The sequence below is a fragment of the Nocardioides sp. B129/18 genome, assembly GCF_055282735.1.
In genome coordinates, this window is the sequence record NZ_JBUZJI010000004.1 from 130,507 (window position 1) to 142,686 (window position 12,180).

The following is a 12,180-nucleotide window of genomic DNA, read 5'->3' on the forward strand; positions in this document are numbered from 1 at the left end:
GCGGCGATAAGCAGATGCGAGGAGCACTCGCCCGCGTCTAGCGTCGACCTCGGTGACCGCGAGGGAGTGACGCCCCTCGGCCGCGAGGCGAGCGGGCGCCCGCGCGTCCGGCGTCACCGACGAGAGGCCGACGACTCATCGGCGAAGGTGTGGTGGCACCGCGATCTGGCCCCCGCCCGCACCTCCAGGGCTCCCACTTCCTGGAGGACGAGATGAGACCACCCGAGCCCGCCCGCACGCTGACCGCCGACCTGCCTCGCGTGGCGCCCGGCTCCACCGTCCGACTGCAAGGCCACGTGCATCGCCGCCGCGAGCTGGCCACGGTGGCCTTCCTCGTGGTGCGCGACCGCTCCGGAACGGCCCAGGTGGTCGTGCGCCCGGAGGATCACTCCCCCGCGGACGCATCCCTGCCGCCGGAGGAGACGCCGGTGAGCATCGTCGGCGTAGCGACGCCGAACCCGCAGGCGCCGGGCGGCGTCGAGGTCACCAGCCCGCGGATCAGCGCGCTGAGCGAGCCCGCGGACACCCCGCCCGTCGAGCTGTGGCGCCCGAGGCTCGCCGCGGGACTGCCGACGCTGCTCGACCATGCCGCGGTCACCTGGCGCCATCCCGCGCGCCGAGCCGCGTGGACGCTGGCGGCCGCGAGCCTGCGCGGCTTCCGCACGACCCTGGACGCCCAGGGCTTCACCGAGGTGGCGACGCCGAAGCTCGTGGAGTCGGCCACCGAGTCGGGAGCGAACGTGTTCGGCGTCGACTACTTCGGGCGTCCCGCCTTCCTCGCCCAGAGCCCTCAGCTGCACAAGCAGCAGCTCGTCGGCGTGTTCGAGCGCGTCTACGAGGTCGGTCCGGTCTTCCGCGCCGAGCCGCACGACACCGTCCGGCATCTCGCGCAGTACCTCTCCCTCGACGTCGAGCTCGGCTTCATCGACGACCATCGCGACGTCATCCGCGTGCTCCGCAGCGTGCTGGCCGGCATGGTCGAGGCGGTGCGCGAGGAGTCCGACGCCGTCGCGCGGCTCGGCGTGAGGCTGCCGGTGATCCCGGAGGAGATCCCGGTGATCCACTTCGCCGACGCCCTCGCACTGGTCGGCGCACCTGCCGACGAGCCGGACCTCGCACCCGAGCACGAGCGCGCCCTCGGAGACTGGGCGTGGGAGAGGCACGGCTCGGAGGTGCTCGCGGTCGAGGGCTACCCGATGGTCAAGCGACCGTTCTACACCCATCCGCAGCCCGACGACCCCCGCTGGAGCAACAGCTTCGACCTGCTCTTCCGCGGACTCGAGCTCGTCACGGGCGGTCAACGGCTGCACCGGCACGCCGACCACCTCGCCGCCCTCGCCGTCCGGGGTGAGTCGCCCGAGGCGTACGCGACCTACCTGCAGGCCTTCGCCCACGGCATGCCCCCGCACGGTGGCTTCGCCATCGGTCTGGAGCGGTGGGTGGCGCGGCTGCTCGAGGCCACGAACATCCGGGAGGTCACGCTGTTCCCGCGCGACCTCCACCGGCTGGCGCCGTGACGACCGCGAGGTCGGACCGCCGACGCGGCGGTCCGACCTCGTACCGGTGCGGTCGTGGTCAGATCAGCCAGACGCCGTAGAACACGCCGAGGCCGCCGGCGACGAAGAGACCGGCGACGATCCAGAAGCGGATGACGACGGTGACCTCGTCCCAGCCGAGATGCTCGAAGTGGTGGTGGATCGGGGCGATGCGGAAGATCCGACGCCCGGTGCCGGTGAGCCTGCGGGTGACCTTGAAGGTGCCGACCTGCAGCATCACGCAGAGCACCTCGACGACGAACAGCCCGGCGATCAGCGCCATCAGCAGCTCGGTGCGCGAGAGGATCGCGAACCCGGCGACGGCCGCGCCGATGGCCAGCGAGCCGACGTCACCCATGAAGATGCGCGCCGGCTTGGCGTTCCACCACAGGAAGCCGACGCACGCCGCGGAGATCGCCGCGGCCAGCACGGCGAGGTCGAGGGGGTCGCGCACCTCGTAGCACTGCGACGCGACCAGCGTCGGCCGGGAGGATCCGCACAGCTGGTTGTTCTGCCAGATGTTCACGATCACGTACGCACCGAGGATCATCGCCGAGGCACCGGCGAGAAGTCCGTCGGCGCCGTCGGTGAGGTTCGCGCCGTTCGAGGTGCCCGTGACGATGAACCAGATCAGCACCAGCGTGACGACCAACGGCAGGCGGACGCCCCAGTCGTGGGTGGTCGAGAGGTGCTGCGAGGCCGGGTGGACACCCCGCTCGTCGGCGAACAGCTGGGTGGCGAGGTAGCCGAAGGTGACGGCGACGACGGTCTGGCCGAGCATCTTCAGCCGTCCGGGCAGGCCGGCGTTGTTCTGCGTGTAGACCTTGAGGAAGTCGTCGAGGAAGCCGATGACGCCGCAGCCCACGAAGAGCAGGAGCAGCAGCCAGGCGCTCGCGCTCGGCGCCGAGCCGGAGGCGAACGTCGCGATCAGGTACGCCAGCACCGACGCCACCACGATCACCAGGCCACCCATCGTGGGGATGCCGCGCTTGACGTGGTGCGTGGTCGGGCCGTCCGCGCGGATCGGCTGACCGAAGCCCCGACGGACGAACCAGCCGATCGCGACTCTGGTGCCGAACAGCGCCAGGATCCCGCCGAGCGCACCGCTGAGCAGGATGGCCCTCATCGGCTCGGCTCCTCTCGTCGGTGGTGGCGGTCCCCCGAGACGTGGAGGCGCGGCTGGACCCTACCGGCGCCCGGCCCCGACCCCCGAGTCGACGCGCGGCGGGTGCTCACCCCGCGACGTACCGCGCCAGATGCTCGCCGGTGAGGGTGTCGGCGCGCGCCACCAGGTGGTGCGGGGTGCCCTCGAAGACCACCTGTCCGCCGTCGTGGCCGGCGCCGGGGCCGAGGTCGATGATCCAGTCGGCGTGCGCCATGACGGCCAGGTGATGCTCGACGACGATGACCGAGCGGCCCTCGTCGACGAGGGCGTCGAGCAGCCGCAGGAGGTTCTCGACGTCGGCGAGGTGCAGGCCGGTGGTGGGCTCGTCGAGGACGATGACGCCGCCCGGATCGGCCATCCGCACCGCCAGCTTGAGCCGCTGCCGCTCGCCGCCGGACAGGGACGAGAGCGGCTGGCCGAGCCGCAGGTACCCGAGCCCCACGGAGGCGAGGCGCTCGGCGATCGCGGCCGCAGCCGGCACCCGGGACTCGGGTGCGGCGAGGTAGGCGACGGCCTGCTCGACCGGCAGGTCGAGGACGTCGGCGATGGAGCGGCCGCCGAGGTGGAGCTCGAGCACCGACGGCTGGAAGCGGCGTCCGCCGCAGTCCTCGCAGACGGTGGCGACGGTCTCCATGAAGCCGAGCTCGGTGTAGATCATGCCGTTGCCCGTGCACGTGGGGCAGGCGCCCTCGGAGTTCGCGCTGAACAGCGCCGGCTTGACGCCGTTGGCCTTCGCGAACGCCTTGCGCAGCGGCTCGAGCAGCCCGGTGTAGGTGGCGGGGTTGCTGCGTCGTGAGCCCCGGATGGCGGTCTGGTCGACCACGATGGCGTCGGGCCGGGTGGCGATCGAGCCGTGCACTAGCGAGCTCTTGCCGGAGCCCGCCACACCGGTGACGACGCACAGCACGCCCAGCGGGACGTCGACGTCGACGTCGCGCAGGTTGTGGCGGGTCGCGCCACGGATCTCGAGGGCCCCGGTGCGCTCGCGCACCGCGGGCTTGAGCGCAGCGCGGTAGGCGAGGTGACGGCCGGTGAGGGTGCCGGAGGCCTTCAGCCCCTCGAGCGTGCCCTCGAAGCAGATCGTGCCGCCGGCCGAGCCCGCCCCGGGGCCGAGGTCGACGACGTGGTCGGCGATCGCGATGGTCTCGGGCTTGTGCTCCACCACGAGCACGGTGTTGCCCTTGTCGCGCAGGCGCAGCAGCAGCCGGTTCATCCGGTCGACGTCGTGCGGATGGAGTCCGACGGTGGGCTCGTCGAAGACGTAGGTGACGTCGGTCAGCGCCGAGCCGAGGTGGCGGATCATCCGCAGTCGCTGGGCCTCGCCACCCGACAGGCTGCCGGAGGGACGCTCGAGCGCGAGGTAGCCCAGGCCGATCTCGTCGAGGGAGTCGAGCAGGTCGAGCAGCGCCGTGCGCAACGGCGCGACCGAGGGCTCGTCGAGCTCGCGCAGCCAGGCGGCGGCGTCGCTGACCTGCCACGAGCAGACGTCGGCGATGCTGACGCCGCGGATCAGCGAGGACCGAGCCGCGGAGCTCAGGCGCGTGCCCTCGCACTCGGAGCAGCGACCGAAGGTGGCCGCGCGCTCGACGAAGGCCCGCACATGAGGCTGCAGGGAGTCGGGGTCCTTGGAGAACATCGACCTGCGGATCTTCGGGATCAGGCCCTCGGCGGTGACGTTGACGTTCTCGACCTTGATCTTGCGGGGCTTGCCGTGGAGGAGGTCGTCGCGCTGGGCGCGGGTCAGGTCGCGGATCGGGACGTCCGGGGGCACCATCGCCTTGAACGCCGCCACCATCCAGCCGTCGGCGGTGTACCCGGGCACGAGGATCGCGCCCTCGACCAGCGAGCGGGTCTCGTCGACGATGGCGGTGAGGTCGAGGTCGGAGACGGTGCCGCGGCCCTCGCACTGGGCGCACATGCCGCCGAGGTAGACGACGTCGCGGACGCTGGTGCGCTCGACGCGGCCGCCCTCGCGCTCCACCGACATGACGCCGCTGGCCCGCCGGGTGGGGACGTTGAACGAGAACGCCGTGGGCGGACCGACGTAGGGGTCGCCGAGCCGGCTGAAGAGCGTGCGCAGCAGGGCGTGGGCGTCGGTGACGGTGCCGACGGTGGAGCGCGCGTTGGCGCCCATCGGCTCCTGGTCGACCGCGATGGCGGTGGTGAGCCCCTCGAGCCGGTCGACGTCGGGGCGGGCCAGGCTGGGCATGAAGCCCTGCACGAAGGCGCTGTAGGTCTCGTCGATCATCCGCCGCGACTCCGCGGCGACGGTGGCGAAGACCAGCGAGCTCTTCCCCGAGCCGGAGACGCCGGTGAAGACCGTGAGCCGGCGCTTGGGCAGCGTCAGCGAGACGTCGCGCAGGTTGTTCTCCCGCGCGCCCTCGATGCGGAGGCGGTCGTGGCGGTCGGCGGGATGGGGCGAGGCGTCGACCACCGGCTCAGCCCATCGACTTCGCGCCGTCGAGGGACTCGCGGATGATGTCGGCGTGCCCGGCGTGCTGGGAGGTCTCGGCCAGGACGTGCCACAGCACCCGGCGCACGGTCCAGGAGGTGCCCGGCGGGAACCACGGGGCCTCGGGCAGCAGGTGCTCGGCGTCGAGGTCGGCGTCGGCGAGGAAGGCGTCGGTGTCAGCGGCGACGGCGTCGTAGTGGGCCAGGAGCACGGGCACCGTGTGCTCCTCCCCCAGCAGGAAGCGGGTGTCCTCGCCGCTCCAGGACTCGGTGCCGGGCATCGTGCCGGTGCGCGCGAAGGCGATCCAGCCAGCCTCGGTGTCGGCGACGTGCTTGATCAGCGAGGCCAGGGACAGCTCGCTGGCGCTCGGGGTGCTGCGGGCCTGCGCCTCGTCGAGGTCGCGCAGCGTGCCGCGGAGGAGGCCGCGGTGCTGGTGGAGGGTGGCCGCGAGGTCGCGGCGTTCACGATCGGTGCTCATGGCGGGCTCCTGGAGGTCGTCGGTCGCCCGAGGCTAGCGGTCGCCGCCGACAGTCCGCGGTGGTCGCGTCGGCGTGCGGTGGGACCGCCGCCGGCCCTACGCTGGGGTGACCCGCACCACACCCGCGGGCACAGCGCGAGCCACCACCCCGGCTCCTGATCACCGAAGGACGGGTTCACCCATGACCCAGCAGAGCACCCCGACGCGCGCCCTCGACCTCCTCGAGGCCGCCCACGAGCACGAGCAGGTCGTCGTCGCGAACGACCCCGCCACCGGACTGCGCGCCATCGTCGCCATCCACTCCACCGCCCTCGGCCCGGCGCTGGGCGGCACCCGCTTCTACCCCTACGCCTCCACCGACGCCGCCCTGGCCGACGTGCTCGACCTCTCCCGCGGCATGTCCTACAAGGCCGCGCTGGCCGGGCTCGACCTCGGCGGCGGCAAGGCCGTCATCCTCGGCGACCCCGCGCAGGTGCGCGCCCGCGGTGGCGCCGAGGCGCTCTTCCGCGCCTACGGCCGGTTCGTGCAGTCCCTCGGCGGCCGCTACTACACCGCCTGCGACGTCGGCACCTTCTCCCCCGACATGGACGACATCGCCCGCGAGTGCGACTTCGTCACCGGCCGCACCGTCGCCCACGGCGGGGCCGGCGACAGCTCGGTGCTCACCGCGTTCGGCGTCTACCAGGGCCTGCTCGCCTCGGCCCAGCACGCCTGGGGCAGCACCTCGCTGGAGGGCCGCACCGTCGGCGTCGCCGGCGTCGGCAAGGTCGGACGCCACCTCGTCGGTCACCTGCTCGCCGACGGCGCCCGGGTCGTCGTCACCGACGTGCACGCCCCCGCCGTCGACCGCCTGCGCGAGGAGCACCCCGCCGTGGTGGCCGTCGAGAGCACCGAGGCGCTGGTGTCCCAGCAGCTCGACGTCTACGCCCCCTGCGCGATGGGCGGTGCGCTCACCGACGAGGTCGTCGAGACCCTCACCGCGAGGATCGTCTGCGGTGCCGCCAACAACCAGCTGGCCCACGCGGGCGTCGAGAAGACCCTGCTCGAGCGCGGCATCGTCTACGCCCCCGACTACTGCGTCAACGCCGGCGGCCTCATGCAGGTGGCCGACGAGCTCGACCCCGCCGGCTTCCGCTTCGAGCGGGCCGAGCAGCGGGCGCGCGGCATCTTCGACACGACCGCCTCGGTGCTCGAGCTCGCGGCGAGCGAGGGCGTCTCCCCCGCCGTGGCCGCCGATCGCCTCGCCGAGCGCCGGATGCGCGACGTCGGCCGGCTGCGCGGCATCTGGCTGCGCTGAGCCACCGGCCCGCGCCGGTCGCGCGCTGCCGCCGACTCGGCACGGGCGATGATGGCGTCGTGCTGCTGACCGCCGACGACGTCGTCCTCGCCCGTGCCCGGCTCGGCTCCGCCGTCCGCCGCACTCCCCTGCTGGAGGTCGGCGACGGAACCGTGCTCAAGCTCGAGCTGCTGCAGCACTGCGGGGTCTTCAAGACCCGCGGCGCGCTCAATGCGCAGCTCGCGGCGCAGGAGGAGGGCCGTCTCGACCACGGCGTCGTCGTCGCCTCCGGCGGCAACGCCGGCCTGGCGCAGGCCTGGGCCGCGCGCCGGCTCGGGGTGCCCGCGGTGGTCTTCGTGCCCACCGGCGCGCCGCAGGTGAAGGTCGACCGGATCGCCTCCTACGGCGCCGAGGTCCGACGCGTCGGACGCGAGTACGCCGAGGCAGCGGACGCGGCGGCCCGCCACGCCGCGGACACCGGGGCCCTGCTGGCGCACGCCTACGACCAGACCGACGTCGTCGCCGGCGCGGGGACGCTCGCGCTGGAGCTGCTCGAGGACTCCGAGGTCGACACGGTCGTGGTCGCGGTGGGAGGCGGCGGCCTCTACGCCGGGGTCGCGGCCGCCGTGCGCGGGCGGGCCCGCGTGGTGGCCGTGGAGCCGGAGCGGGCGCCGACCCTGCACGCGGCGCTCGCGGCCGACGGCCCCGTCGACGTCGCCGTGGGCGGCGTCGCCGCCGACTCGCTGGGCGCGCGACGGCTCGGGGACCACGCCTGGGCGGCGATCGCCGCGGAGCCACCCGTCACCGTGCTGGTCGGCGACGAGGCGATCCTCGAGGCGCGGCGACGGCTCTGGCGCGAGCACCGCCTGGTCGCCGAGCACGGCGCCGCGACGGCTCTGGCAGGGCTCGGCGGGGGCGGATACGAGCCGCGGCCCGGCGAGCGGGTCGCGGTGGTCGTCTGCGGCGCCAACACCGACCCGGGCGACCTCTCCGACGCCGCCGGGGTGTGACGCCGGCCGCGAGCCGGCTCCTAGGCTCGCCGCCATGAGCGCACCCCGCACCCTCGGCCGCCTCGTCCTCGGCGGCTTCATGGTCACCGCCGGCGTCCTGCACCTCACCGTCAAGCGCCAGGAGTTCCAGGCCCAGGTGCCCGACTGGTTCCCGGTCGACGCCGACCTCACCGTGCTCGCCTCGGGCGTCGCCGAGGTGGGGCTGGGCGCGGCGTTCGTCGCGCTGCCGCGCCACCGGGGCCGCGTGGGCGCGCTCCTGGCTCTGTTCTACGTCGCGATCTTCCCCGGCAACATCGCCCAGTACGTCGAGGGCACCGACGCGTTCGGCCTCGACTCCGACCGGGCCCGCCTCCTCCGGCTGTTCTTCCAGCCCGTGCTCATCGCCTGGGCCCTGTGGGCCGGGGAGACCCTGCGCGACCGGCGTCGCGACCGCACCTGATAGGCATGCGCGCGTGCGCGCTCTCGGTCTGGTCGGCTCCTGCGTGGTCCTCGGCGTGGGCGTCGCGCTCGTCCTCACCGCCGGGCTGGGGTCCGACGGCTACTCGACGCTGCTGAGCGGCCTCAACCGCGCCACCGACGTCGACTTCTGGATCGTCAGCGTGGTCGTCGGCGGTGCGCTCGTGCTGCTGGCGGCCACGCGCCGCCAGCTCCCCGGCGTCGGGACGCTGGTGCAGCCGGTGGTCTCCGGCGTCACCGTCTCGGTGCTCCTCGGGATGCTCGAGCAGCCCGACTCCCTCGCCGTGCGGATCCTGCTGCTCCTCATCGCCTTCCCGGTGCTGGCGGTGGGCGTCGCGGGCTACCTGTCGGTGGGCCTGGGCGCCGGTCCCACGGAGGGCGCGGCGCTCGCGTTCGATCCGCCTCTGCCCTTCCGCTGGGCCTACCCCGTGGTGCAGGCCCTCGCCGCGATCGTCGGCTGGCTGCTGGGCGCGGCGGTGGGCCCCGGCACGCTGCTGGTCAGCCTCGGCCTGGGGCCGTTCGTGGGCTGGCTCGGGACGCGCGTGCCCGTGCTCGCCGTCAGGCGTCGAGACGCGCCAGCTCGTCGGGGCTGAGCACCAGCTCCGCCGCGGCAGCGGAGTCGACGACCGAGGCGGGCCGCTTGGCGCCCGGGATCGGGACGACGCACGGCGACTGCGCGATGGCCCAGGCGAGCGCGACCTGCTGCGGTGAGACGCCGCGCTCGGCAGCGATCTCGGCGAACGCCGGGTGCTCGGTGCCCAGGCCCTTGGCGTTGCCGAGGCCGCCGAGCGGGCTCCACGGCAGGAACGTCAGGCCGAGCTCCTCGCAGACCTCGATCTCCGGCGCGCTGGTGCGGAAGGCCGGGGAGAACTGGTTCTGGACGCTGACGAGCGCGTCGCCGAGCACCTCGTGCGCCAGGCGGATCTGCGCGGGGTCGGCGTTGGAGAGCCCGACCATGCGGACCTTGCCCGAGGCGTGCACCTCGCGCAGCGTCTCGAGCACCTGCTCGTACGGGACGGCCGGGTCAGGCCGGTGGTGCTGCCACAGGTCGATGACGTCGACCCCCAGGCGCTCGCGGCTGGCGTCGACCGCGCTGCGCAGGTGGTCGGCGGAGCCGTCGAGGCCCCAGCCGCCGTCGTCGGTGCGCACGTGTCCGGCCTTGGTGGCCACCAGCACGCGGTCGCGCACCCCGAGCTCGTCGAGCAGCGAGGCGAGCAGACGCTCGTTGGCGCCCTGCGCCTGGAGGCCCAGCTCGGCGGGACCGTAGGCGTCGGCGGTGTCGAGCAGCGTGACACCGGCGTCGAGCGCGGCCCGCAGCGTGTCGAGGAGCTGCTCGCGCGGCACCTCCTCGGTCTGGGTGAAGGTCATGACGCCGAGGCCGATCACGCCGATCTCAGTGCGTCCGACGGTGTCGTTGCCGAGGGTGCGGGTCTGCATCCCTCAGTCCTACCCGATGCGAGGACGTCAGGCTCACCGCCCCCACTCGGGGTGAGGCGACGGGACCGGACGGTTGAGCCCGTGGGCGCCGTGGAAGGCTGCGACCATGCGCGATCTCGGGACGACACGAGTCTGGGTGGCCCGACGGCCCGGCGGGCTCGAGGTGCTGCGGCTGGTCCAGCAGGAGGTGCCCGCGCCCGGTCCCGGTGAGGTGACGATCCTCGTGCGCGCGGCCGGGGTGAACCCCGCCGACGCCAAGCACGTCGCCCGGGGGCGGTTCACCGAGCCGCGTCCGGTCGGCTACGAGGTCTCCGGCACCGTCGAGGCGGTGGGCGTCGAGGTCGAGGGCCTGGCCGTGGGCGACGAGGTGGTCGCCTTCCGCGTGCAGGGCGGGTACGCCGAGCGGCTCACGGTCGCGGCCAGCGCCGTGCTCCCCAAGCCCGTGGGCCTCTCGTGGGAGGCCGCCGCCAACCTGCTGCTCGCCGGCACCACCGCGGCCGAGCTGCTCGAGGTGAGCGGCGCGACCGCCGGCGCCACCGTCGTCGTCCACGGGGCGTCCGGGGCCGTCGGCACGAGCCTGTGCCAGCAGGCCCGCGACCTCGGCATCCGCGTCGTCGGCACGGCCAGCCCCGCCCGTCACGACCTGCTGCGCTCCTACGGCGCCGTCCCGGTGGCCCACGGCCCCGGCCTGCTCGACCGCCTGCTCGCGCTCGCGCCGTCCGAGGGCTACGCCGCCGCGCTGGACGCCGCCGGCACCGACGAGGCGATCGACGCGAGCCTGCTGCTCGTCGGCCCGGCCAGGGTGGTCACGGTGGCCGCTCAGCACCGCGTGGCGCCCGACGGCATCCGCGCCCTCGCGGGCTCCGACCCGGTCAGCGCCGCCTTCCGCGACGCCGCCCGCCCCGCCCTGCTGGCCGCGGCCGGCGAGGGCCGGCTCGAGGTCCCGGTGGCACGCACCTTCCCGCTCGACGAGGCCGTCGCCGCCCTCGCCCTGCTCGCCGAGGGCCACCCCGGCGGCTCGTTCGCGCTGCTGCCGTGAGCGACCTGCCCGCACGGCTCGACCTCGGTCGCGCTCAGGTGCTCGTCGAGCGCGCCCGGCGCGAGGACGTCGCCGCCATCCGGGCGCTCCTGCTCGACGACGAGCTGGGCCGGCATCGCGAGAGCGCGGAGCTCGCGCCGTACCTCGAGGCCTTCGACCGGCTCGACGCCGACCCCGACGAGCTGCTCGTCGTCGCCCGCCTCGACGACCGCGTGGTCGCGACGGCGCAGGCCACGCTGCTCGTCGGGCTCAGCCGCGGCGCGACCCTGCGCTGGCAGATCGAGGGCGTGCGCGTCGCCTCCGACCTGCGCGGCGGCGGCCTGGGCCGCGCGCTGCTCGAGCTGCTGCTCGATCTCGGTCGCGGGCGCGGCGCGACCCTGGCGCAGCTGACCTCCGACGCCTCGCGCTCCGGTGCGCACCGCTTCTACGCCGACCTCGGGTTCCGGGCGACGCACGTCGGGTTCAAGCGCACGCTCTGAGGCGGGGCGACGACCCGGTCCGCGAGGGCGGCTTGGGCGGGCCCGTCACGATGAGGGGCGTGCCAGAGGGACACACCATCCACCGACATGCGCGCGCCCAGCGTCGCCTCTTCCGCGGCAAGCAGGTGCACGTCGACAGCCCCCAGGGCCGCTTCGCCGAGGGCGCGGCCATCGTCGACGGGCAGGTGCTCGACGACACCGACGCGTGGGGCAAGCACCTCTTCCACCGCTACGACGACCTGTGGGTGCACGTGCACCTGGGGCTGTTCGGGAAGTTCCGGGACGGGCCGCTGCCGGCGCCGGAGCCGAAGGGCGCACTGCGCATGCGCATGGTCTCCGACGACCACTGGCTCGAGCTGCGCGGCCCCACGGCCTGCGAGGTGCTCACCGATCCCGAGCGCGACGCGATCCTCGCCCGGCTGGGGCCGGACCCGCTGCGCCGCGACGCCGACGTCGAGAGGTTCGTGACCCGGGTCGGACGCAGCCGGGCGCCGATCGGCGGGCTGCTGATGGACCAGGCGGTCATCGCCGGGGTCGGCAACGTCTACCGCGCCGAGGTGCTCTTCCGACACGGCATCGAGCCCCACCGTCCCGGGCGCGAGGTGCGCCCGGAGGCCGTGCAGGCGATGTGGGACGACCTCGCCGAGCTGCTGCGCGACGGCGTGCGGGTCGGCCGCATCATCACCACCGAGCCGGGCGACCGCGAGCGTCCCAGCGGCCGGGTCCGCCGGGTCGACGCGCACTACGTCTACGGTCGCGCCGGGCTCCCGTGCCGCCGCTGCGGCACCGAGGTGGTCGACGAGGAGATGGTGGCGCGACGGCTCTTCTGGTGCCCGTCCTGTCAGGCCTGACC

Annotated in this window: 12 protein-coding genes; 8 read left to right on the forward strand and 4 right to left on the reverse strand. The window is 74.3% G+C overall.

Going from position 1 to position 12,180, the window contains the following annotated elements; genetic code table 11:
* Nucleotides 1–212: 212 nt before the first annotated feature.
* The gene (gene aspS, locus ACZDWJ_RS04550; protein ID WP_463519729.1) at nt 213–1,517 is read left to right on the forward strand and encodes an aspartate--tRNA(Asn) ligase; all 1,305 of its coding nucleotides are present in this window, start codon (nt 213–215) and stop codon (nt 1,515–1,517) included.
* Between the two features lie 58 nt (nt 1,518–1,575).
* Here aspS and mraY read toward each other — a convergent pair whose 3' ends face one another.
* The 3 genes from mraY to ACZDWJ_RS04565 all read right to left on the reverse strand — a co-directional run bounded on the left by mraY (nt 1,576) and on the right by ACZDWJ_RS04565 (nt 5,630).
* On the reverse strand, nt 1,576–2,661 hold the full coding sequence (gene mraY / locus ACZDWJ_RS04555) for a phospho-N-acetylmuramoyl-pentapeptide-transferase (RefSeq protein ID WP_463519730.1): 1,086 nt from the start codon (nt 2,659–2,661) through the stop codon (nt 1,576–1,578).
* Nucleotides 2,662–2,767: 106 nt separating this feature from the next.
* Entirely contained in the window at nt 2,768–5,134 is a 2,367-nt protein-coding gene (locus tag ACZDWJ_RS04560) for an ATP-binding cassette domain-containing protein (RefSeq protein ID WP_463519731.1), read from the reverse strand.
* Nucleotides 5,135–5,138: 4 nt separating this feature from the next.
* Nucleotides 5,139–5,630 (reverse strand): DinB family protein, encoded by a 492-nt coding sequence (locus ACZDWJ_RS04565; RefSeq protein ID WP_463519732.1) that lies wholly within the window; start codon nt 5,628–5,630, stop codon nt 5,139–5,141.
* A gap of 181 nt (nt 5,631–5,811) precedes the next feature.
* On the opposite strand from ACZDWJ_RS04565, the gene ACZDWJ_RS04570 reads away from it, so the two are divergent.
* From ACZDWJ_RS04570 to ACZDWJ_RS04585, 4 genes are read left to right on the forward strand one after another with little or no spacing between them, the layout of a single operon-like run.
* On the forward strand, nt 5,812–6,927 hold the full coding sequence (locus ACZDWJ_RS04570; protein WP_463519733.1) for a Leu/Phe/Val dehydrogenase: 1,116 nt from the start codon (nt 5,812–5,814) through the stop codon (nt 6,925–6,927).
* A 59-nt stretch (nt 6,928–6,986) separates the two neighbouring features.
* Entirely contained in the window at nt 6,987–7,916 is a 930-nt protein-coding gene (locus ACZDWJ_RS04575) for a serine/threonine dehydratase (protein ID WP_463519734.1), read from the forward strand.
* A gap of 34 nt (nt 7,917–7,950) precedes the next feature.
* Entirely contained in the window at nt 7,951–8,355 is a 405-nt protein-coding gene (locus ACZDWJ_RS04580) for a DoxX family protein (RefSeq protein ID WP_463519735.1), read from the forward strand.
* A 13-nt stretch (nt 8,356–8,368) separates the two neighbouring features.
* Nucleotides 8,369–8,965, forward strand: a complete 597-nt coding sequence (locus tag ACZDWJ_RS04585; protein ID WP_463519736.1) for a YczE/YyaS/YitT family protein — start codon at nt 8,369–8,371, stop codon at nt 8,963–8,965.
* On the opposite strand, the gene ACZDWJ_RS04590 is transcribed toward ACZDWJ_RS04585, so the two are convergent.
* Nucleotides 8,931–9,809, reverse strand: coding sequence for an aldo/keto reductase (locus ACZDWJ_RS04590; protein ID WP_463519737.1), 879 nt, complete (start codon nt 9,807–9,809; stop codon nt 8,931–8,933). The genes ACZDWJ_RS04585 and ACZDWJ_RS04590 overlap by 35 nt on opposite strands.
* A 106-nt stretch (nt 9,810–9,915) precedes the next feature.
* Between ACZDWJ_RS04590 and ACZDWJ_RS04595 the strand changes: the two genes are divergently transcribed.
* From ACZDWJ_RS04595 to ACZDWJ_RS04605, 3 genes are read left to right on the forward strand one after another with little or no spacing between them, the layout of a single operon-like run.
* Nucleotides 9,916–10,848, forward strand: a complete 933-nt coding sequence (locus ACZDWJ_RS04595) for a quinone oxidoreductase family protein (protein ID WP_463519738.1) — start codon at nt 9,916–9,918, stop codon at nt 10,846–10,848.
* Complete coding sequence (locus ACZDWJ_RS04600) at nt 10,845–11,327, forward strand: GNAT family N-acetyltransferase (protein WP_463519739.1); 483 nt, start codon at nt 10,845–10,847, stop codon at nt 11,325–11,327. The genes ACZDWJ_RS04595 and ACZDWJ_RS04600 overlap by 4 nt, the downstream gene beginning before the upstream one ends.
* A gap of 59 nt (nt 11,328–11,386) precedes the next feature.
* Complete coding sequence (locus tag ACZDWJ_RS04605; protein WP_463519740.1) at nt 11,387–12,178, forward strand: Fpg/Nei family DNA glycosylase; 792 nt, start codon at nt 11,387–11,389, stop codon at nt 12,176–12,178.
* Nucleotides 12,179–12,180: the final 2 nt, after the last annotated feature.